Source organism: Mucilaginibacter phenanthrenivorans (assembly GCF_024721155.1).
Classification (GTDB): Bacteria; Bacteroidota; Bacteroidia; order Sphingobacteriales; family Sphingobacteriaceae; genus Mucilaginibacter; species Mucilaginibacter phenanthrenivorans.
The window spans coordinates 14,269-36,979 of the sequence record NZ_JAHVAP010000017.1; the positions used below are offsets into that span (position 1 = coordinate 14,269).

Consider the following 22,711-nt stretch of genomic DNA (forward strand, 5'->3'; position numbering starts at 1 on the left):
CCAGGGAATTGGGCTTCGTAAACGAAATTTCATATATTTGTTTAGTTTCTTTGTTAAAAATGAGACAATTAACGCCCCTTACGCTATCAGAACTAGCGTTTCCACATGGGGCCGGATTTAAACTTAGGAGTGCTCGTAACACTTCTAAGTTTTTTTTTATACCGGTGCACAGCAACAGTAAAGTGGGATTTTACAGGTTTATGTTTGTAATCTTTCTTCCATATGAGAGGTGATTTAGTTGATTTATGATTATATAATTGGTTTATTCGAGCGTAATTTCATTTTCCTCTATTTCATAATTCACATTCAGCGATTTCTTCAGCGCTTCAAGCACATCCGGCAGGTTAAACCCTTCCAAATCGGCATTCAAAATGTAGTGATTCAGCTTTTCGCTGGATGCCTTGATGTGTACATGATAATTGGCATTAAGCACAGGAATTATTTCTCTTAAAGGTTTATTTTCAAATAGCAGGTTCACCCGCTTCCAGATCTGCAGCTCAGGCGCCACCTTCTCCACTTCGGGCTTTAAAATATGCTGATCAATTAAGTAGATAGCTTTTTGATGAGGATACAGCATTACATCACCCTTTTCAAGTACCAGGGCGGAATGATCGGCGTTATCAGTTTTTTTGATGCTTACAGAAACCTTTCCCGTAAGCACAGATACCTCTGCCGAGTTGCTCCTGTCATTATCACGAACGAGGAAGCTGGTGCCCCAAACTTTGGTAACTATCGCGCGGCTGTTGATAATAAAGGGACAATTAGGGTTTTTAGTTACCTCAAAAAAGCATTCGCCCGATATGGTAACCATTCTTGATTTTGTGCCAAATACCTTTGGATAGGTAAGCTGCGCCAGCGGATTCAGCCAAACCGCGCTTTTATCTGGCAAAATTGCCTTGTAGATCTGCCCGGTGTTATTGGTAACGCTTACCAATTGCTCCGTGTTGCTTTCTGAAGATTGAATGATGGTTGTTTTGTGGTTACGATAAAGCAGGAACGAACCTGCAACCAAAACAACGGCAGCGGCTGCGCCGGCAATTGAATATAAAACTCTTAAAAATGTTGAACGTGATCTAACAACCGGAACTTCCTCTTCTTCCTTTTCACTTAAACCTATGTTATGAAGTATGTGGTTATAGATCCTTTGCTCCAGCTCCTCTTCTTCGGTTACATTAATAGTTGAAACATGGTCGTCTGCGTCCTCAAAGGATAAGTACCAGTTTTTAACTTTTGCAGCCTCCAATTCAGTGCAAGTTCCATTAACATACTTTTCAAGTAATTCAACGGGTATAGGTTCTTTCATGAAAAGGAAATAAAATAATTGGGTTTACAATATACTTAACGTATCAAAACAGGGTACCCCCTACTCCGAAACAAAATTTTTTAATAAAAATGTGAAATTTGTTGCTTATGAGCTAATAATGCACCATTTTTTATAGCTCATCCTATTAAATCAACCCGGGATTACTTGTGATTTTAGTTAACTAGCCCGTTTCTTACGATCACAGGAAATGTTAATGATTTGAAAAATCAACGGACCATTTGCGGTTGATCGAAACCTGGAAGGCAATAAATTTACTGGTTTATAAAGGGGGTAAAGCAGAAGCTGCTGCCTTCTCCGGGTTCGCTTTCAATCGAAAAAGTACCCTGATGCTTTTTGACGATCTCGGAAGCGATATGCCTGATTAAAAAAACGACAGCTAATGGTTTAAGTGATTTCACAAAAAGCCTGAAATATATTTAAGATACGGAATGCGAGTTTTATTTAACCAGGAGCCCTACAAAAGCTAAGGCCGTAAGCAAATAATGGCTTAACCCAACACGCAATTTTTTCAATGCCCTGGTTAAGTGGTTTTCCACCGTTTTTTCGGAGATCCCCAGGTACACCGCTATTTCCTTGTTTGACTTATGCTCATTACGGCTCAATTCATAAACAGAGCGGCATTTATCCGGCAGGTTACTAACTTCAGTTTCAATACTGTAAACAAGCTCCTTCAGGAATATCGAGTCCTCTGTCGAAGTATCCAGTTCGGAGTGAACTACTTTAAAGGCCTGTTTGTATTTCTCCTTAACCTGTTCCTTGCGGTATAAATCAATAACGCCGTTATAAACCGCAAGATGTAAATAGCCCCCAATATTTGTAGTGGATTGAAGCGTATGCCGCTTTAACCAAAAGCTGGTAAATATTTCCTGCACAACCTCTTCAGCCAACTCCTTGCTTTTTAAACGCTTATAGGCCTCCCCGAACATTTTCTTCCAATACCGCCCGTAGATTTCCTTGAACGCACCAAGCTCATCCCTTTTAAGGGAAACAAGCAGTTCATCATCAGAATGCGAAGTAAAAATACCCATGCGTTTAAATTGGCGGTTATAGTGTGGTGTTAAGTGAACACTAACTATTTAACAAAACTCAAAAAAATTAAACTAAGTACCAAACTTTTGGACTTAATTTTTTTCAAAAACCGTAAAAAAAGCAACAATTACAATTGGTTTATTTTGGTTTTGGCAAAATAATGGGGTTAAAAAACAAAAAGCTGTAATACAAGTGTTTAAATAACAATTATTATTGCCACCCTATACAATTTTAACAAAAAATGTTAATATTCAATACATCAAGCTGCAAAAAAATTTTTACATTTCTTCAACCTTAGCTACAAAACCCTTCTTTGTAATCAGGGTAATTCAATCATTTTATAATGTTAAATTGAACTGTATTACAACTTCACGGTTTAACGAAAGAACAAGCGATGGAACGCGGTCATCCGGTTGTAACTATAACAACTTTAGCCCGGCCAAACAATTCCCATGGCTATAAAACCAGGGCCAACTTCGGTCAAGACTGAACTAATATATTACTTGCTTGTTATACTGTTTTGCTAATTTATGAGTATAATATAATAACAGCTATTAAAGCCATGTAACTAATGAAAAAAAAGCTTTTCCTGGTAAGCACACTACTCTTTGCGTTTGTTGCGGCGATGGCACAGGGAAATTGGGAGCTTAAAAAAAATGAAAATGGCATAGCGGTTTATACCCGCAAAGCCGCAACCGGAAATTTAAAAGAATTACGGGTTATTTGCGAATTGGACGCAACCAAAGCACAATTGATCAGCACATTACAGGATATTGGCAATTATAACGATTGGGTATATTCAAACAAAAAATCTGAAATATTAAAAAGCCTTAATCCTTATAAGATAATTTACTACACCGAATCGCGTTTACCATGGCCGATTAAAGATCGCGACCTTATCGTACAACTGGATATCTCTTCGGGGGCAGAAATTTTAGAGATCCAGGCAAAAAGTATCCCAGACTACCTGCCACAAAATAAAAAATTTGTGCGGGTTCCTTATTCACTAGCAAAATGGAAAGTAACACAGGTTACAGAAAATAAACTAAAGGTTGACTATACCTTCAGCGTTGACCCCGGTGGCAGTATCCCGTCATGGCTTGTTAACGCCACTATGGCAATAGGCCCCTATAATTCATTTGCTAAGCTAAGGGAGATGCTGAAAGAAAAATACAACAACTGATCTTACCTGTTATGCCTGTATAAAACCGGAAAAAAATTCGGTAATAAACCAGCACGGGGCACAGCAATCCTATTCATCGCCGAAATGCGCCACTATATTTTTTAAAAACAGGTCCGTTATTTCATTCAGGGCAGGCGGGCTCAATTAAGTCTTCATTTAGCCCATCTATTTTTAACCTCCGGCAGCCACTAAAAAATCGCAGATCTTAACGTGATTTTAATTTGGCATGATTTTGTTCAGCGGCAAAAACGTATTTCAAAAACTCGTTCTCAATATCAGGCGGAAGATTGCCGGTGTCATGCAATTTGCTGCCAAACTCTGCGCGCAACTTTAATCGCAGCAGTTCATTTTCCATCCGCAAATTTTCTTCAGTATCGTCGCTTAGTAACCGATCGGTCAAATCGTCGTTTTTGTTTTTCATGTAGGATAAGGTTTTGATTAACCAAATTTAGCAGATAGCGAGCAATAATCAAACTTTATCTTCTATGTAAAAAACTTGTTTCAATTATTAATCACTTTATAAGCATTGATGTTAAATTCACATTTAATTGTTTAATTTTAACTTTCTTATAAACCATTTATAGCGCTTATAGCTATCTTACTATGCGGCAAAAATTATACCTGTTGGGCCTTTTATGCGCAATATGCATTTCGGGCATGTTTAATGCCTGCCATATGCCTGCATCAAACATTGAAGATCAGATCCCTGATACAGTTAGCTATAACTTTAATATTCGCCCAATACTTTCCGATAAGTGCTACAAATGCCATGGCCCCGATGCCAGTAAAAGGCAGGCCGGGCTAAGGCTTGATAAACCCGAAAGTGCTTTTAAAGCGTTAAGGGATAATCCCAATGCACATGTACTGGTTGCAGGCATGCCTGAAATGTCGGAACTATTCAAACGCGTATCAACCAATGATACTTCTGAGATGATGCCCCCGGCAAATTCAAATTTGAAACGCTTAACCCCACATGAGGTCGACCTGGTAAAAAAGTGGATAAAGCAAGGGGCTAAATATGAAAAGCACTGGGCGTTTGTGTCGCCCAAATCGTGGCCTGTTCCGGAGGTTAAGGATAAGGAATGGCCAAAAAACCCTATAGATAACTTCATCCTGCATAAACAGGAACAATATGGCGTTAAACCAAGTCCCGAAGCAGATAAGGAACATTTGTTAAAACGCGTAAGCCTTGACCTGACAGGTTTGCCGCCAACTTTAGCAATGCAGAACACGTTTTTGGCTGATAAAAATCCTGATGCCTACAACAAGGTAGTTGATGAGCTGATGAAGAGCCCAGCTTATGGCGAGAAGATGGCGCTGCACTGGATGGATGTTGCGCGCTATGCCGACTCGCACGGATACCAGGACGATAATTATCGCACGCAATGGCCCTGGAGGGATTGGGTGATCCATGCCTATAACGAAAATCTGCCCTATGATAAATTCATATCGTGGCAATTGGCCGGCGACCTGATGCCAAATGCTAATAAAGAACAATTGCTGGCAACCGGCTTTAACCGCAACCATAAAATAACCGAAGAGGGTGGTGTAATTGATGAAGAATACCGTGTTGCTTATGTTACCGACCGTACCAACACATTTGGCAAGGCACTGTTGGGCGTTACTATTGAGTGCGCCCACTGTCACGATCACAAATACGATCCATTTTCACAAAAAGAGTATTACCAGCTTTTTTCGTTCTTTAACAGTGTGAAGGAGCCGGGGATCCAATCAACTGTTGGCGGGCCTGAAACTTATGCCAAGCGGCCGATGATGCAGGTTACCAATGATGACGTTAAGGGCATTTTGAAATTCATAAACAAGCAGGATACCGGTAAGCTCATTGTATCGGTAATGGGCGATAGTGAGGTTTACCGCAAAACGTACATCCTTAAACGTGGCAATTATGATGCGCATGGCGACGAGGTTGAGCCCGGTACCCCAAAATCTATTTTGCCATTTGATAATTCGTTACCAAAAAACAGGCTTGGGCTTGCCAAATGGCTTTTTGATAAACGCAACCCACTAACCGCCCGCGTATTTGTAAACCAAACCTGGCAGGAACTCTTTGGCAAGGGCATTGTAAAAAGCTCAGGCGATTTTGGGATGCAGGGCGATCTGCCATCGCACCCGGAATTGCTGGATTGGCTGGCTGTTGATTTTATGAACCATGGCTGGGATATGAAACGGCTGGTTAAACAAATGGTAATGTCGGCAACCTACCGGCAATCAGCAGTAATCACAGCGGATAAAATGAAGGTCGATCCGGATAATACCTTATTAACCCGTGGTCCGCGTTACCGGTTGCATGCCGAATTGGTTAGGGATCTGGTATTGGCAAGCAGCGGGTTGCTAACCCCAACCATCGGCGGGCCAAGCGTAAATCCATATCAGCCACCGGGCCTTTGGGAAAACGCTACATCAGGCCGGGGAATACTTGCCAGCTATAAACAAGTTCATGGTTCTGATTTGTACCGCCGCGGTATGTACACCCTCATAAAACGCACCGTTCCGCCTGTTGAGATGGCCATTTTTGATGCCAGCAATCGCGATCAATGCGAAGTAAAACGCTTACGGACGAACACCCCTTTGCAGGCTTTGCTGATGGAAAATGATCCTACGGTATTGGAGGCTGCACGGGTTTTGGCGGCAAAATTATTGGCAGACAAAAGTCAATCGAAAGATAAGATCACCAAAGCATTCAGGCTCATCATGTGCCGCACACCGAATGAAAAAGAGCTGGGGATTTTAACAGGCTATTATGCTGATCAGCTTAAGACATTAAATAAAAAGGACGCCCAAAAGGTATTAAGCGTGGGCGAATACCCTATCCCTAAAGATCTTGATAAAATTACACTGGCGGCCATGATGGAAACCGTTGATACAATTTATAACTTAGAGGAAGCAATTACAAAAACCTGATGGCAATGGAAAAGGATATTTTAGAACATCGCCTCAATATAAACAGGCGCAGGTTCCTGTCCCGGCTTAGCCTGGGCCTGGGCAGTATTGCACTCGGTTCCCTGCTTATCCCAGACCTTTTTACCGGCAGCGGCGCAGATAGCGAGGCAGATTTTATCCCCGGTATTCCAAACTTCGCACCAAAGGCCAAACGGGTGATCTATCTTTTCCAGGATGGCGCGCCCTCACAATTGGAATCATTCGATTACAAGCCGAAGCTACGGGAAATGATGGGCCAGGATTTGCCACCATCTGTTCGTGGCAACCAAATTCTTACCGGGATGACGGCCAACCAAGCCCATTTTCCGCTGGTAGGCTCTTTTTACGATTTTAAGCAATACGGCGAATCAAAAGCGTGGGTGAGCGACCTGTTCCCCCATATCGGCAAAATTGCTGATGATATTTGTATCATCCGCTCCATGTATACCGAAGCCATCAACCATGATCCCGCTTTAACATTTTTCCAAACAGGCGCACAGCAGGGTAATCGCCCCAGCATGGGCTCGTGGGTAAGCTATGGTTTGGGCAGCGAAAACCAGAACCTGCCTGCCTTTACGGTATTATTATCTAAAGGAAAAGGTAATGGACAGGGCGTATATTCAAAACTTTGGAGTAACGGCTTTTTAGACTCCATTCACCAGGGTGTACAATTCAGCAGCGGCGAAAACCCTGTGCTTTATTTGAACGATCAGCCGGGGATTGACAGGCGCGAACGCCGCAAAATGCTGGATAAACTGGCTGAATTAAACGACATCAGCTATAAGGAATTTGGCGACCCGGAGATCTCTGCAAAAGTGCAACAATATGAAATGGCATACCGCATGCAAGCTGCGGTGCCGGAGATTATGGACGTTTCCAAGGAATCAGACGATATTATAAAAATGTACGGACCGGATTGCCTGGTGCCCGGCACCTACGCGGCAAACTGCCTGCTTGCCCGCAAGCTTTCAGAAAATGGGGTACGCTTTGTGCAGCTTTATCACCAGGGCTGGGACCAGCACAACAACCTGCCACAGGAAATGGCAGGCCAGGCCATGGATGTTGACCAGGCATCGGCAGCATTGGTAACCGACCTTAAGCAACGCGGTTTACTCGACGAAACTTTAGTAATTTGGGGCGGCGAATTTGGGCGAACCAATTACAGCCAGGGAAAGCTGGAAAAGGCAAATTACGGACGCGATCATCACCCGCGCTGTTTCAGTATCTGGATGGCGGGCGGCGGGATAAAGCCCGGAATAGTTTACGGCGAATCGGATGAGTTTGGATACAACATAGTGAAGGACCCGGTTCATGTACACGATTTTCATGCAACCATATTAAATCAATTAGGACTCGATCATAAAAAATTAACTTTTAAAAGCCAGGGCCGCAGGTACCGGTTAACAGATGTTGCCGGCAATGTGGTTAAGGGAATACTATCCTGATTTCACCGATTTTGGGATGATTTCACCGATTGATTTACGTTGATGGAAAATCATATTAATTCAACGCAAATCGGTGTAATCATTTTACAATCGGTGTAATCCAGAGAAATAATAATCAGTGAAATCAAAATAGCACTATGGAAAGAAGAAAATTCATCAAGCAGTCAGCCGTTTTTACGGGCAGCTTTTTTATAGCCAAAGATCTGCTGGCAAAAAATGATGGTCCGGTTTATGGGCATGGCAACATGCGCTACCGTATGGACAAGCAATGGAGCAAGGCCGATCCGATGAAAAATCCGGTGAACGACTGCCACGAAATGGTGCAGGATAAAAAAGGGCGCATCCTGCTGCTTACCAACGAGACGAAGAACAATGTGCTGATCTATAATAAATCGGGCAAGCTGCTGGATACCTGGGGGCACGAGTTTCCGGGTGCGCACGGGCTTACCCTGGTAAATGAAAACGGAGCAGAGTTTTTGTTTATAACTGATACCGTAAAGCACCAGGTTTATAAAACCACTATGGATGGTAAGATCCTGATGACGATTGATGTGCCATTGGAAACCGGAGTTTACAAAAAGCCGGAGGACTTTATCCCCACAGAAACCACTGTTGATACCAATGGTGATTTTTATATTGCTGATGGCTATGGCTCCCAATATATTATGCAGTACGATAAAAACGGCAAACTGAAACATTTCTTCGGCGGCCGCGGTGATGGTGATGAGCATTTGGATAATGCCCATGGCATTGTGATTGACAGGCGCAACCCTACCCCAACGCTATTAATTACCGACCGTACCCGTAACTGTTTTAAACGCTTCAGTATGGATGGCAAGCTTATGGAAGTGATCAAGCTTCCGGGCGCATGTGTTTGCAGGCCGGTTATTAAAGGCGATCATTTATATGCAGCAGTGCTGCGTTCGCCAAATCTGAATGCAGAAAATACCGGGTTTACTACTATCCTGGATAAGAATAATAAGGTAGTATCCAATATTGGCGGTACCGAACCTGTGTATAAAGACGGCGTGTTACAACCAATGGCGCAAGCCGAAAAGATTTTTTTGAATCCGCACGATGTACTGGTTGATAATGATGAGAATTTATACGTGGCGCAATGGGCGTCGGGCAAGGTTTACCCTTATAAGTTTACAAGGGTGTAAACTCACCTAATAAATTTTGTCATTGCGAGCGATAGCGTGGCAACCTCGTCGTAAGCATGGCGGATATGCAGAGCGACGAGGTTGTTTCGTCGTTCTTTCTCGCAATGACAATCTGTTAATTATAAACAACCTAAAAATTTAAACTATTCTAACTAAATGATAAAAAGCAAGCACAAAGGTTTTGCTGAAAACCTGCTATTTGCCCTCAATATTTTTATCATTTTTTTGCTTGTATTTGGATCCGCCATTGTAATCCCGCAATGGCTGCAACCCGTTGGCAGGCTGCATCCGCTCATCCTGCACTTCCCTATCGTGGTGTTGATAATGGCCATGATGCTGGAGTTCTTCCGCTTTAAAGATCGCTTTAAAACCGAAAAGCTATACCACGACTTTACAACCTACCTATGGCTAACCGGCGCAATTTTCGCTGCGTTTACAGCTATTATGGGATTGTTCCTTTCCAAAGAGCCCGGCTACGAGGGCGGCACATTGCAATGGCATAAATGGCTTGGCGTAAGCGTTGTTTTTGTATCTACGATTATTTATTGGTGCCGCAGTGCGGGATGGTACAATGTTAAAACTGCACGATGGGGCGCAGGCGTAGTAGTGCTATCCTTAGTATTTGCCGGCCACTTCGGTGCCGATTTAACGCATGGCGATAATTTCGTACTTGCCCCGGTTTGGCATCCCGAAAAAGACCTTGTACCACTTGACAAAGCACTAGTCTACAAAGATGTGATCCAGCCCATCTTTCAAAGTAAATGCATCAGTTGCCACAATCCCGACAAAACCAAAGGAGGACTGATGCTGATTGATGAAAAATCCATTTTAAAGGGTGGAAAGGACGGCAAACTCATAGTGCCGGGCCAACCCCAGATCAGTATGCTTTTGCAGCGTATTCATTTGGTTGAGGAAGATAAAAAGCACATGCCACCCGCAGGTAAACCGCAGCTAACCCCTGATGAAATGGACCTGCTTTACCTTTGGGTAAAAGAGAATGCAGATTTTAAGAAAAAGGTGATTGCGCTGCCGGCAAAGGACTCGCTGCGAATGATCGCATCCACCTACCTGAAACCTGCCGAAGAAACAGAAGAAAAATATGATTTTGCTGCCGCAGATGACAAGCTCATCAAAAAATTGAACAATAACTACCGGGTTATTTACCCTTATGCCAAGGAATCGCCGGCGCTTGGCGTAAATATCTATAACAAAAGCACCTATCGCCCAAAAACGCTGGAGGAGCTAAGCGCGATAAAACAACAGGTGGTTTCGCTGGATGTAAGCAAAATGCCGGTAAAGGACGCCGAACTCAAAACCATTGCGCAATTTGAAAACCTGCATACTCTCAACCTCAATTTTACTGACGTAACCGGCAGCACGCTAAAGGATCTCGCCTCTTTGAAATCATTAAAAATGATCTCGCTGGCGGGCACACCGCTTAATGCCTCGGCCATAAAACAAATCAGCGCCTTAAAAAGCTTAGCCAAAATTACGTTGTGGGATACCGGTTTAACCGATGCCCAATTGAATGAACTACAAGCCCAAAACAAGAAGATTGAATTTATTAAAAGCTTTAAAGATGACGGCAAACCCATCAAACTAAATGTTCCCCAATTAAAAAACACCGCGCTGGTATTTGCAGAGTCGATGCCGCTGGAGTTAAGTCACCCGATAAAGGGGGTGCAAATACGTTATACTACTGACGGGACAGATCCGGATAGTATTAAATCGCCCGTTTTTAAGCCGGGGGTGGCAATCAATAAGAACACCAACATAAAAGTTAAGGCGTACAAAGCCGGCTGGTTAAGCAGTGATGTGGTACAGTTTAGCGTATTTAAAAGCACTTACACCCCGGATAGTATCAGCTTTATCAAACAACCGAACCCTAAATACAGTGCTGATGGAGCAAAATCGTTGATAGATAAGGACCTCGGCGGCACCAATTTTGGCAACAGCAAGTGGATAGGGGCGCAAAATAATATAGAGATCTACATGCAGTTTAACAAACCTGCCGATGTGCATAACGTAACCATAAATTGTTTGCGGAACCTGGGCAGCCAAATCTTTTTACCAATAGGCATTGAGGTTTGGGGTGGCACTGATATCAACCATTTAAAGCTATTGAGCAACGTGACCCCTCCGGCTGCTAAAAAGGATGAGCCGGTTATAACAGTAGGCATTGATTGTAAACTAAACATCGCCAAACCAATAAATTGTCTTAAGATTATCGCAAAAAACATCCAAACCCTGCCAGCATGGGACCCGGTTAAAAAAGGCCCGGAGTGGGTATTTATGGATGAGATCTTTTTAAATTAATATCTTCAACCCATGAACCAGGAACAGCAATTACGAAAACGCATCAGGATTTGGGTATGGATCTTTATCGTTGGCTTAGTGCTAAGCGGCGTTACCGCATTCCCCATTGAAACGGAGCTGGCATTTATGGTAAAGCATTCGTCCATATTTCCCGGTTTCATTGCAAAGTGGATAGAAACCATTTACCTTGCCGTAAAGGATACCAATTCACATTACCCTTGGCTGAGTTACGGTACCGACTGGCTGGCATTTGGGCATATTGTAATTGCAACAGCTTTTATTGGCCCGCTTATGGATCCAGTAAAAAACATCTGGGTGATCCAGTTTGGGATGATCGCCTGTGTGATGGTATTACCATTGGCATTTGTCGCCGGACCGATCAGGCAGATCCCTATTTACTGGCGGATGATTGATTGCTGCTTTGGAATTTTCGGGATTATACCGCTTTACATTTGCTACAAAAACATCAGGAAGCTGGAGAGAATAATATCAAAATAGAAGTCACACCTGATAATTTTCACAACGGAGAGCCTTACAAAGCGTCGTAGTTAACCTGAGAGGATCGATTTATGATGTTTAGCAATTGCATTCTCTCCCAAAACACCCCTTTTTTCAACCCGTGCTACCACGGAATTTACTGCGTAAAACTACGCAAAATTTTGAGTGACAACATGGCTAACATATTTATTACTAATTGAAAATGAATAACTTATGATAAAAATACAACTACAAGCTATCTCCCCGTATTTCACCGCAGTTTTGAAATAGTAACTAATTAATATTAGTTTTATGCAAACTATTTATTAATCCTATTAATCAAAAACTATGGAAAAAAGACCAACGCCTAATGTCCTCACCGGGCGGGAAGGTGAACCATTTGACCTGGAGCTATCTGCAAGCTGGACAAAGAACTACAGAGACAGGCACCCAGGTGAAACAATTTCTCATTTTTTTGGCAGGGAAATAATTGAAAAGATCCTGGCCCAGGAGGGCTGCCTGGGCATCCGCATGTATTATTCAAACAGTAAGTCTATCAACGGCTGGCAGCGTGCAATGGTAGCTGTTAGTAATTTTATATTAAAGGTGCTTGGAAACATTGAAGATGAACAGCACATCATTATTACCGGTTCAATCAGCGATGGTAACGACATGCTGCGTACCACCGCAAAACCATTATCATCAGTCGGAGAACCACTAGCCAGAACAGAACTTGCTAAGGTTATGGCCGACCCACCACCGCCCCAACCCCTGGATATAGTTGGCCAACAGGCAATGCCATGCCCCGGCTCTCCCGGATGTCCTAAAAACGTATTAACTACTTCCGTATCATAATTTAAACAACCTAATTACTTAAACAAAGTGGAAAAATTAAAAACTCCGGTTTTAACCGGCAAAGAAGGCGAAGAGTTCGATTTGCATGTGGCTGCAGCATGGACAAAAAATCATAGGGAAAGACGCCCCGAGGACCCGCATTCGCATTTCTTCGGTAAAGAGATCCTTGAAAAGATCCTAAACCAGGAAGGCTGCGTAGGCCTGCGTTTTTATTACGGACACACACATCCTGCCAGCGAGCCCAAAAGCGAAAAACACCTGATAATAGTCGGCGCTAAAAGTGATGGCACCGATATGGTACATACGGCTAAAAACAAACCGCTATCGCGCCTTGAATTGAAGGCTGTTGCCCCTGCCGACGATGTTATAGGCCAACAGGCCATGCCGTGCCCCGGATCACCAGGCTGCCCTAAAAGCATATAAACAACGCATAAACAGCATTACTAAAGAATGTCGCTATTTTATACTTATATTTCAGTTGTTTCGGGGGTGTTGCCGGTTTTTGCGGCATTGTATAATTACAGGCATCTAAACAATGTTTTAAAAATTGCCGCGCTCTATTTCCTCATCTCAACCATGTTTGATTGGGGCGAAGAAATAGCCAGCAATTATCATGTAACGAACAATTTTCCGGCAATACATGCTATTATCATTATAAGCCTGCTGTTTTATACCATCATTTATTATAAAGCATTTTCGTCGTTATTATTAAAGCGGATGGTTTTTATATTAAGTTCGCTGGGGTTTTTGGTTTTAATAGTAAGCACCATTTTTTTTGAAGGTTTTATGGACTACCCTTCAATTTCAAATACGGTTTTAAGCATGGTAGCCATCGTTTTTTCGCTGGTGTATTTTTACCAGCTTTTAACCCGGCAGGAATTTGTTCATATAGAAAAACAAGGGTTATTTTGGATAAATGCAGGCGTACTGCTTTATTTTGCAACCAATGTTTTTCTATTTATGCTTTTTGCGCAGATCCTTAAAGATCACAAAGAAGATTTTTATATGATCCACACCGTTACCAATATTATAGCTAACATCTTATTTACTGTCGGACTTTTGTGTAAACCCCAGAAAACACCTTGATACCCATATTAATTACAGGCACTGTTGTCATTGTTATACTACTTATTTTTTTATTCTTTTTCGTGATCATCTACCAGCGGAAAATGATAAAGAACCAGGTAGAGCTACGCAAACTCCACGACGAAAAGCAGACCGATTTGCTGAACGCCGTGTTTGAAACACAGGAAAGCGAGCGCAAGCGCCTTGCCGAGGATTTGCACGACAGCGTGGGCCAGGTGTTGTCGGCCATAAAGCTTAACCTGCACCGTCTTGACAAAATTATTGCCGACAAGCAGCCTTTGCTGGCTGATACACGCCAGTTAACAGATGAATGTATCCAGGAGATCCGCAACATTATTCATAATGTGCTGCCTCCAGTATTAACCGATTATGGACTAAAGGAAGCGCTGGAGGGTTTGTGCCTGAAAATTGAACAAACCACCAGCGTTACCGTTAACCTTAAAAAAAAACTGGATGATGTTAGGTTAAAGCCGGAAATTGAATTGGCCTTTTACCGGATTGCACAGGAGCTGTTTAGCAATGCCATCAAACACTCGGATGCTACTGTCATCAACCTTACCATTACCAAGGATGCCGGGTGGCTGGTAATGGAATTTAAGGATAACGGCAAAGGCTTCGACATGAGCGACGTTAAGCACGGTTTTGGCCTGAAAAACCTCGAAAGCCGGGTGCAACTTATTAATGGTGAAGTAAATGTATATACCAAGCCAAAGAATGGTACCATTACAATTATCAGAGTAATGATATAATTAACGCTTTTATCTATATTTATCAACTTTTACGTAAATCATGGAAAAAATTAAATTAGCCATTGCGGATGATCATAAAATTTTCAGAAATGGTTTAAAAGCTACTTTGGAAGATGGCGCCGACTTTGACCTTGTAATTGAGGCCTCAAACGGCAAGCAACTTATCGGGATGTTAACAGGGATGGTAATTCCTGATGTGATCCTGATGGATATCAAAATGCCCGAAATGGATGGCATTCAAACAACCGCGTACATAAAGCAAAAGTATAGCCATATAAAAATACTTGCCCTATCCATGTTTAATGAGGACAAGTATATTATGGACATGATGAAGGCCGGTGCATCAGGCTATTTGCTGAAGAATGCCGAACCTGAAGAGATCATCGAAGCCATCTCTACCGTTTACACTAAGGACTATTATTTTAACGAACACCTTTCCATTACCCTTATAAAACAACTGGCAGGTAACACCGGCAGTGGCAGTTCGGCCCAGTCGCTGGCTGATTTTAACGAACGCGAAATTGAGGTTTTACGCCTGGTTTGCCAGGAATGCTCCAACCAGGAAATTGCCGATAAGATTTGTTTAAGTGTGCGCACTGTTGAAGGTTACCGCGCCCGTTTGTTTGAAAAAACACGCTCAAAAAATTTAGTGGGGCTGGTTATCTTCGCGATAAAAACGGGGATAATTAATGTTTAACAGGGCTGACATCTCCTAACAATTCTGCCAATTTATCATCCAGCACCTTATCCTTAATATTTCGTGCAACAATTTTACCCGACGGATCAACCAGCACGTTTGACGGGATAAGCGTTATACCATACAGATTCGACGCCACATTTTTCCGCCCTTTTAAATCCGACACCTGCGTCCACGTCAAGCCATCATCCCTTATCGCCTTAAGCCAGGCTTTCTTTGTATCGGGTTCATCCCAAGAGATGCCCAAAACAGTAAAGCCATTGTCTTTATATTTTTTGTAAGCAGCAACAACAAACGGGTTTTCGGCCCGGCAGGGGCTGCACCAGGATGCCCAAAAATCTATCAGCACATATTTACCCCTGAAATCGGAAAGTTTAACCGGTTTACCATTAACATCCGGCTGTGTAAAATCGGGCGCCATAATTCCGGTTGCCGATTTTAAGGAAGCTTCAAGACTAAGTCCTAATGCTTTACCGAATGCTGTTTCCCTAACCTCCGCCGTTAAGTTTTTATAGGCCGCATCAATTTCAACTACCAGGTTGGCATTTCGCTTTTTCATCAGGTCGAGCGTGGTGAGGCTGATATACGAGCTTGGGTGCTCCTTTACGAAGGCAAACTGGATCGGTTCCATTTCAGAAAATACTTTTTTAAAGTTGGCCCTTAAAGCAGCGACGGTATCTATGTTTTGTTGCTGTTCAGGCTTTAACGCATCAAAATCGGCGTTCAATTTTATAAACCGGCTCTGCAATGATCTTAATGCAATATCTAACGCCGTAAGATCCTCATTGGTTGGCGTGCCCGAAATATTTGAATTGAGCAATGAATCAGGCGAGGTGATCAGAATATTTCCCGGCTCAATGTAAAAGTTAAGGGCGTCATGCAGTTCGGCGGCGGTCATTGGATTATCGTTACGGCAAACATATCCATAAGCCTTGTCTGCGATTGTGCCATTAAATGTAAAACTATGATTGGCAACCACTGTGGAATCATACTTCGTGTTATCATTAACCTTAAACACCAGCCAAACCTTATTACCCTCCTTTAAGCCCGGCCCGGTACCTTTAATGGTAAACGGCGACTGGGCAATACCAGCAAAAGGAAATAGAAAAATAGCGCAAAGGATTACCTTCATCATTGATAACTGTTTTCAAAAGACGATTAAAGATAAGTGTTTAAGTTCTTCTTTTATTCTTCTATTGCAAACAATCAGCCGCAAAGAACACCATTCCAATCTCTCCAACATTTTTATTAAGTTTGTTTAAACTGTACCTCGTAATGAAAGCAACTTTAAAACCTGTTATCTACATAGCGGCATTGGCTGCATTTGGCTTATGTGCCTATCAAACCAAAGCAATAATCGACAGCCCGGACGACCCAATCTATAAAAACATCGATCCTTCGGTTAAGCCTGGTGAAGATTTCTTTTCATACGCCAACGGTACCTGGTTAAAAAACAACCCCATTCCACCGGCTTATTCCAGCTGGGGGATCGGCAATGTAGTTACTGAGGAAATCCGCGACCGGCTTAAAAAAGTGAATGAGGACGCGCTAAAGGCCAACGCCGCAAAGGGAACATCCACCCAAAAAATAGGCGATTTTTATTACAGCGGACTTGATACCACAGGTATTGAAAAAGCCGGGATTTCGCCACTACAGGCACAGCTAAGCCTGATCGATAAAATTCAAAGTGCTGACGATATATTAAATGCAGCAGCTATATTGACCACTACCGGCACCCGCAATATTTTAGGGATGCGCGTTGGGCAGGACGATAAAAACAGCTCGAAAATGATGGTACAGCTGGGGCAAACCGGGCTGGGGCTACCAAACCGCGACTATTACTACAAAACAGATGCCCGCACGACCCGCATCCGCACCGATTATACCGACAAGTATTTGCCAACCATGCTGAAGCTTTCCGGCTGGGATGAGCAAAAGGCAATTGCCGGGGCAAAAAGCACCTATACTATCGAAAAGTTTTTGGCAGACAGCAGCCGTAAATTAGAGGACCTGCGTGATCCATACCACAACTACAACAAGATAACTATTGCCCAGCTAAATAAATTAACGCCTGATATTAACTGGACCACCCTGTTCAAAACGCTGGAGTTAAAGCCTGTGGATTCTGTAATTGTTGGGCAGCCGGAATATTACCGGGCGGTTAACAAGGCTTTAAAAGTTTTTTCTGCCGATGACTGGAAGGCGTACCTGCGCTTAAAGCTGATCACCTCGTATGCGCCTTATTTGAGCAATGCGGTAGCTGATGAGAGCTTTAGGTTTTTAGGCAAAGTGTTGCGTGGCCAAAAGGAACAGTTGCCCCGCTGGAAACGTGTTTTAGATACTGAAAATGGCATCATGGGCGAACTGCTGGGCCAGCTTTTTGTAAAGGAATACTTCCCCGAAAAGGCAAAGATCCGCTATATGGACGAAGTGGAGGCTATCCGCCAGGCCTATCGTGAGCACATCCAAAAGTTGGACTGGATGAGCGCCGAAACCAAGCAAAAAGCATTGATCAAACTAAACGCCATTCATCCGAAGGTTGGCTACCCCGACCAATGGAAGGATTTCTCGACGCTGAATATTAGTCGGGAGTCATATGCAGGCAACGTGATCCAGGCAAGGCACTGGTCGTACCTGGTAAATATAAACAAGCTGGGCAAACCCATCAACCACCAGGAATGGAACATGACACCGCAAACCTACAACGCAAATTACAGCCCGTCGAATAACGAAATCACGCTGCCTGCAGCTCAATTGCTCATCCCCGGCATAAAGGACGAGGATGTGGACGACGCCATGGCTTATGGTTATGTAGCAGCGTCGGTTATCGGCCACGAGATTACCCATGGCTTTGACGATGAGGGTCGCCAGTACGACGCCAAAGGCAACCTCAAAACCTGGTGGACGCCGCAGGACTCTGTGAAATTTACCCAGCGCGCCCAAATGCTGGTTGACCAGTTTAACGGCTATAAAGTACTCGATAGCCTGCATGTAAATGGCAAGGCAACGCTCGGCGAAAACATTGCCGACCTGGGCGGGATTGTTTTAGGCATTGATGCATTTAAAAAAACCAAACAATATAAGGAAGGTAAAAAGATCAACGGCTTTACGCCGATGCAGCGCTTCTTTTTAGGCTATGCCCTAAGCTGGTTGAGCCACCAACGCGATGAGGTGCTGGCAAACCAGATCCTAACCGACGTACATGCTCCGGCATTTTTAAGGGTGAACGGGCCATTTGCGGATATCCCTGAATTTTATGCGGCTTTTGGCATTAAAAAAGGCGATAAAATGTGGCTTGATCCGGATAAGCGGGTAAGAATTTGGTAGGGATGGAGTCGGAAAGACCGGAAGATGATTAAGGCCAAACTTTAAATCAGTTGATGCAAATTATACATACCATTGAAGAATGGCTGAAACAACAAACGTTACTGGAAACCACTGGTGTAATCACCGGGCTTTTGTGTGTTTACCTCGCGGCGCGAAATAAGATCTGGAATTGGCCCCTGGCTATAATTAGTGTAGGCATTTATATCTTTATTTTTTATGATGCACGTCTTTATGCCGACATGGGCCTGCAGTTTTATTTTATGGCGATGAATATCTACGGCTGGTATTTCTGGAGTACCGGAAAAGCGGCAGCGGTAAAAACGCCGGTTGTAAAGGTCACCCCGAAACAAATTCGCTATGCGGCTTTAATAATTGCATTAGTTACCCCGGCATTGGGCTTCGCTTTGGTGAAACTGGCCCCAATCCTGCACTATACACCGGCTTCGTTTCCCTATCTTGATAGCTTTTGTACAGCCTGCAGCCTGATTGCGCAAGTTTTTTTAGCCCGAAAGATTTTAGAGAACTGGCTATTGTGGGTGTTTGTAGACATAATTTATGTAGGTGTCTACATATTTAAGGGGCTTGATTTAACTGCCATTATGTATGCAGTGTACGTGGCAATAGCATTAATGGGCTACATTGATTGGCGAAAAGAATATAATAAGCAAACTATGTAATTGGCATCATTAAAAGGGCTGTCATACTTAGGCACAAGCCTGTACTGAGGTTCTCGAAGTGAAGCATGTGGGCAAAGGCCTCTGCGCCCTGCTCAGCACGCGGATAGGCCACTGCGCACGTCGTGGTTCGACAAGCTCACCATGACACCCTTTGCACATTGAAAAAAGATAAAATCCGAGATGGAAAATCCGAATTCCGAAATAATAAAAATAGCAGTAGTTGGGCCTGAATCAACGGGAAAATCAACGATGTCGGCGTACCTGGCAGCGCATTATAATACCGTTTGGGTACCCGAATATGCCCGGGGATATTGCGAAAAGCTAACCGAGCCACCAACATGGCAGGACGAGATCAATATGTTTTACGGGCAGATTGCGTTGGAAGAAGAATTATCGCCAAAGGCAAACAAGATCCTTATTTGCGACACAACTTTCATCACCGTAAAGATCTGGAGCGACGAGATCTTTGGCAAATCGCCACAGGAAGTACTAGACGAACTACCCAAACACCCCTACGATCTTTACCTGCTGCTAGACATCGACCTGCCTTGGGAAGATGACCCGTTGCGCGACTTCCCGGACAAGCGGGAGCATTTTATGGAAGTATGGAAAAAGGAACTGAATGAATTGAGGGCTAATTACGTGCTGATATCAGGCACCGGGCCGGAAAGATATGAAAGCGCGGTTGGTGCTATTGATAGATTCTTAAACGTCTGAATCAGAATTTTATAATTTTCAAGATACGCCTTGGTTCTGCAAATCCATTAATTCTGTAAACGGCGCAGCCCTCTTGAACGCCTTTAAAAACAATATCCCGTGAAAAATTCTGATTCAGACAAATTAAATAATTCCGAAATCGAACATCCGAAATCCGAAATAAATCCACCCCTCATGCAACGTTGCAAAAAGCCCTGCGTCTTATAATACGCAAGCTGATTAAAATTTGGAAGCCGTATACGTCGACAAACATTACAACCTGGTGGTTGAGTGCAAACAAGGCAGTAAAAAAGCCTGTTATGAGCTGTACAAACTGTATTCTAAAGCGATGTTGAACGTCGCCTTTAGGATAGTGGGGAATATTGCCGAAGCTGAAGATGTTTTACAGGAGGCTTTTGTTGACGCGTTCAGCAAGCTAAAGGATTTCAGGCAGGATACCACGTTTGGTTTGTGGCTCAAACAAATAGTGGTAAACCGCTCGATAAACGTGCTGCGCAAACGAAAGCTTGAACTGGTCGACCTGGAAGGCGACCAGCTTGAGAATATTGCCGAGGAGGAGTATGACGACGGAGAGGAAACGCAATACCAGGCGGCAAGAGTTAAAGATGCAATGAAGGAATTACCCGAAGGCTACAGGTTAGTAATATCGCTATACCTGCTTGAGGGATATGACCACGAAGAAATAGGACAAATACTGAACATTTCAGAAAATACCTCGAGAACACAGTTTTTGAGGGCCAAAAGGAAGCTTTTGGAAATTTTAAAAAGAAGGGGGATAACATCATGAGCAAGCGATTAGAGGATTTTATGAAAACAAACGGGGAGGAATTTGACGACCTGGAACCATCGGCAGACCTGTGGAGCAAAATTGAAATGCACCTGCCACCGCAGTATACTGATTTAAAGAAACAAGAGAAAAAGACATTTTCATTAGGATTTGTATTACGGGTAGCAGCATCGGTTATAGTAGTTATGGGGATAGGTTTTGCTTTTTACCTGAATCACCAGGAACAAAAACCAATCGACCTAGCATCAATAAATCCGGTATACGCACAGCAGCAGATTCAGTATACATCGTTAATTGAGTCCAAGCGCTCGGAATTAAAGTCATTTTCAAAAACTGACCCTAATTTATATAAGGAGTTCAACGGTGAGATAGCCAAAATGGATTCGACATACAAGGAATTAAAGGACGACCTTAAGGATAGCCCTAACCAGGAACGCGTTTTACGCGCAATGATCAAGAATTTACAGATCCAGACACAGGTACTTAATCAACAATTAAATGTGATACAGCAGCTGAAGGAACAAAAGAAGGAACAAAACAATGATACCAAAAACATATAAACCGGCGCTGCTTATCACTATTGGGCTATTTGCCCTTAGTACTTTGAGCTTTGCTCAAAGCGTGACTGTCAAGTCGAAAAACAAACATAAGGCAACCATTACAGCAACGTTTGACGACAAAGACTTCGAGGCAAAAATGGATGCCCTGGGAACTAATATTTCCACCAATCTGAAGGATCTGGGTAAAAACCTGACGGCTACTATAAACAACTTTGCATCAAACATCAGCCTGAATGTAAGTGATGATGAGGATAGTAAAGCAGAAGATAATACCGATTCAAAAATCAATTTGAACCTTGGCAGTTTATTAAATAACCTTAATGTAAGTGTATCTGATGGTGACGATGATAACGGCGACGCGTCGGAAAACACCACTCAAAGCTTAAAACTAAAGAACTACAGCAAAAGCTACCCGCTTGACGGTAACGACCGGATAAAACTGAGCAATCAGTATGGCAAAATTACCGTTAACACCTGGGACAGGCGCGAGGTTAGGGTTGACGTGCAAATAAAGGCCGAAGCCCGGAATGACGACGACGCACAAAAGCTAATTGATGGGGTACAGATCAGCGATAGCAAAAGCGGCGACCAGGTGTCCTTCAAAACTAATATCGACCAGGATGGCAACGATGGTTTCTGGAGCATCTTTAACTTCGGCGGAAAGAACAAGAAACAAAAGCTGACGATTAACTACGTGGTTTTCATGCCGGCAAAAAATGATTTGAATGTAGAGGCCAGCTATGGTTCTATTGCTTTGCCAGATCTTGACGGCAGGGTAAGGGTTAGCACCTCCTATGGCAGCACAACAATCCAAAGCCTGTCGAATCCGTCTAACGAAATTGAAGGCAGCTATGGCAGCATAAAGATTGGCTCGATGAATGGCGGCAAGGTTGATTTTTCGTACGGCAGCGTTGATATGGATGAGTGTAATAATATAAAGGCTGATCTGAGCTACGGTTCATTTAAAATAGGCAAGCTGAAGGGCTCGGGCGATTTTGATCTGTCGTACGAGGGCGGCTTTAAAATTGGTGAGGTTGCCAGTACATTGAGAAGGTTAAACATCAATAACTCCTATTCAGGAACAAATGTAGGCCTTTCCCCAAACAGCAACTTTGATTTTGATATCACTGTAAGCTATGCCGGCTTTAACTATAACGACGACAAGGTAACTGTAACCAGCAAAAACCCGCCTGATGGTAGCAGGCACATCGGCACCACCCGCAATTATAAGGGGCACGTTGGTAAGGGTGGATCAGATGCAAGGGTAACCATCAACAGTAGCTACGGCGGCGTTAGTTTTGAATAGCACGGATTTTTCCAATTAGGATATATTACACGAGTTGTATTACAGCAGAGAAATTCACGAAGTTTTTGAAACT

Annotated in this window: 21 protein-coding genes; 17 read left to right on the top strand and 4 right to left on the bottom strand. The window is 43.2% G+C overall.

Going from position 1 to position 22,711, the window contains the following annotated elements; genetic code table 11:
• Positions 1 to 262 precede the first annotated feature (262 nt).
• Together KXD93_RS27695 and KXD93_RS27700 are read right to left on the bottom strand one after the other, a co-directional pair.
• Positions 263 to 1,303 carry a FecR family protein gene (locus tag KXD93_RS27695; protein ID WP_258140809.1) on the bottom strand — a complete coding sequence of 347 codons (1,041 nt, stop codon included), beginning with the start codon at positions 1,301 to 1,303 and terminating at the stop codon, positions 263 to 265.
• 458 nt (positions 1,304 to 1,761) lie between these two features.
• Entirely contained in the window at positions 1,762 to 2,352 is a 591-nt protein-coding gene (locus KXD93_RS27700) for an RNA polymerase sigma-70 factor (protein WP_258140810.1), read from the bottom strand.
• A gap of 572 nt (positions 2,353 to 2,924) precedes the next feature.
• Here KXD93_RS27700 and KXD93_RS27705 point away from each other — a divergent pair.
• A complete protein-coding gene (locus KXD93_RS27705; protein WP_258140811.1) occupies positions 2,925 to 3,536 on the top strand; it encodes an START domain-containing protein in 612 nt (203 codons plus the stop codon).
• Between the two features lie 205 nt (positions 3,537 to 3,741).
• Here the strand turns inward: KXD93_RS27705 and KXD93_RS27710 are convergent, their stop codons facing one another.
• On the bottom strand, positions 3,742 to 3,957 hold the full coding sequence (locus KXD93_RS27710; RefSeq protein ID WP_258140812.1) for a hypothetical protein: 216 nt from the start codon (positions 3,955 to 3,957) through the stop codon (positions 3,742 to 3,744).
• Between the two features lie 182 nt (positions 3,958 to 4,139).
• Between KXD93_RS27710 and KXD93_RS27715 the strand changes: the two genes are divergently transcribed.
• From KXD93_RS27715 to KXD93_RS27760, 10 genes are all read left to right on the top strand, one after another.
• Positions 4,140 to 6,458 carry a PSD1 and planctomycete cytochrome C domain-containing protein gene (locus KXD93_RS27715; protein ID WP_258140813.1) on the top strand — a complete coding sequence of 773 codons (2,319 nt, stop codon included), beginning with the start codon at positions 4,140 to 4,142 and terminating at the stop codon, positions 6,456 to 6,458.
• Positions 6,459 to 6,463: 5 nt separating this feature from the next.
• Positions 6,464 to 7,921: a DUF1501 domain-containing protein gene (locus KXD93_RS27720; RefSeq protein ID WP_258140814.1), complete on the top strand. Its 1,458-nt coding sequence runs from the start codon at positions 6,464 to 6,466 to the stop codon at positions 7,919 to 7,921.
• Positions 7,922 to 8,058: 137 nt separating this feature from the next.
• The gene (locus tag KXD93_RS27725; RefSeq protein WP_258140815.1) at positions 8,059 to 9,084 is read left to right on the top strand and encodes an NHL repeat-containing protein; all 1,026 of its coding nucleotides are present in this window, start codon (positions 8,059 to 8,061) and stop codon (positions 9,082 to 9,084) included.
• Between the two features lie 156 nt (positions 9,085 to 9,240).
• The gene (locus KXD93_RS27730; protein WP_258140816.1) at positions 9,241 to 11,400 is read left to right on the top strand and encodes a c-type cytochrome domain-containing protein; all 2,160 of its coding nucleotides are present in this window, start codon (positions 9,241 to 9,243) and stop codon (positions 11,398 to 11,400) included.
• Between the two features lie 12 nt (positions 11,401 to 11,412).
• Positions 11,413 to 11,898: a hypothetical protein gene (locus KXD93_RS27735; protein WP_258140817.1), complete on the top strand. Its 486-nt coding sequence runs from the start codon at positions 11,413 to 11,415 to the stop codon at positions 11,896 to 11,898.
• A gap of 327 nt (positions 11,899 to 12,225) precedes the next feature.
• Positions 12,226 to 12,732 (top strand): hypothetical protein, encoded by a 507-nt coding sequence (locus tag KXD93_RS27740; protein ID WP_258140819.1) that lies wholly within the window; start codon positions 12,226 to 12,228, stop codon positions 12,730 to 12,732.
• 27 nt (positions 12,733 to 12,759) lie between these two features.
• On the top strand, positions 12,760 to 13,155 hold the full coding sequence (locus KXD93_RS27745; RefSeq protein WP_258140820.1) for a hypothetical protein: 396 nt from the start codon (positions 12,760 to 12,762) through the stop codon (positions 13,153 to 13,155).
• 27 nt (positions 13,156 to 13,182) lie between these two features.
• Positions 13,183 to 13,818 carry a hypothetical protein gene (locus KXD93_RS27750; RefSeq protein ID WP_258140821.1) on the top strand — a complete coding sequence of 212 codons (636 nt, stop codon included), beginning with the start codon at positions 13,183 to 13,185 and terminating at the stop codon, positions 13,816 to 13,818.
• Entirely contained in the window at positions 13,815 to 14,567 is a 753-nt protein-coding gene (locus KXD93_RS27755) for a sensor histidine kinase (RefSeq protein WP_258140822.1), read from the top strand. Before KXD93_RS27750 ends, KXD93_RS27755 begins: the two co-directional genes overlap by 4 nt.
• A 40-nt stretch (positions 14,568 to 14,607) precedes the next feature.
• Positions 14,608 to 15,264 (top strand): response regulator transcription factor, encoded by a 657-nt coding sequence (locus tag KXD93_RS27760; RefSeq protein ID WP_258140823.1) that lies wholly within the window; start codon positions 14,608 to 14,610, stop codon positions 15,262 to 15,264.
• Here KXD93_RS27760 and KXD93_RS30575 read toward each other — a convergent pair.
• Positions 15,254 to 16,399 carry a redoxin domain-containing protein gene (locus tag KXD93_RS30575; protein WP_308726308.1) on the bottom strand — a complete coding sequence of 382 codons (1,146 nt, stop codon included), beginning with the start codon at positions 16,397 to 16,399 and terminating at the stop codon, positions 15,254 to 15,256. The two genes, KXD93_RS27760 and KXD93_RS30575, sit on opposite strands and share 11 nt — an antisense overlap.
• Positions 16,400 to 16,539: 140 nt before the next feature.
• Here KXD93_RS30575 and KXD93_RS27775 point away from each other — a divergent pair, with 140 nt between their 5' ends.
• The 6 genes from KXD93_RS27775 to KXD93_RS27800 all read left to right on the top strand — a co-directional run bounded on the left by KXD93_RS27775 (position 16,540) and on the right by KXD93_RS27800 (position 22,638).
• On the top strand, positions 16,540 to 18,591 hold the full coding sequence (locus tag KXD93_RS27775; protein WP_258140825.1) for a M13 family metallopeptidase: 2,052 nt from the start codon (positions 16,540 to 16,542) through the stop codon (positions 18,589 to 18,591).
• A gap of 53 nt (positions 18,592 to 18,644) precedes the next feature.
• Positions 18,645 to 19,268, top strand: a complete 624-nt coding sequence (gene pnuC, locus KXD93_RS27780; protein WP_258140826.1) for a nicotinamide riboside transporter PnuC — start codon at positions 18,645 to 18,647, stop codon at positions 19,266 to 19,268.
• A gap of 180 nt (positions 19,269 to 19,448) precedes the next feature.
• Complete coding sequence (locus tag KXD93_RS27785) at positions 19,449 to 19,985, top strand: AAA family ATPase (RefSeq protein ID WP_258140827.1); 537 nt, start codon at positions 19,449 to 19,451, stop codon at positions 19,983 to 19,985.
• Positions 19,986 to 20,211: 226 nt separating this feature from the next.
• Positions 20,212 to 20,772: an RNA polymerase sigma factor gene (locus KXD93_RS27790; protein ID WP_258140828.1), complete on the top strand. Its 561-nt coding sequence runs from the start codon at positions 20,212 to 20,214 to the stop codon at positions 20,770 to 20,772.
• Positions 20,769 to 21,332 (top strand): hypothetical protein, encoded by a 564-nt coding sequence (locus KXD93_RS27795; RefSeq protein WP_258140829.1) that lies wholly within the window; start codon positions 20,769 to 20,771, stop codon positions 21,330 to 21,332. The genes KXD93_RS27790 and KXD93_RS27795 overlap by 4 nt, the downstream gene beginning before the upstream one ends.
• A complete protein-coding gene (locus KXD93_RS27800) occupies positions 21,313 to 22,638 on the top strand; it encodes a DUF4097 family beta strand repeat-containing protein (protein WP_258140830.1) in 1,326 nt (441 codons plus the stop codon). The genes KXD93_RS27795 and KXD93_RS27800 overlap by 20 nt, the downstream gene beginning before the upstream one ends.
• The last annotated feature ends 73 nt before the right edge of the window (positions 22,639 to 22,711 follow it).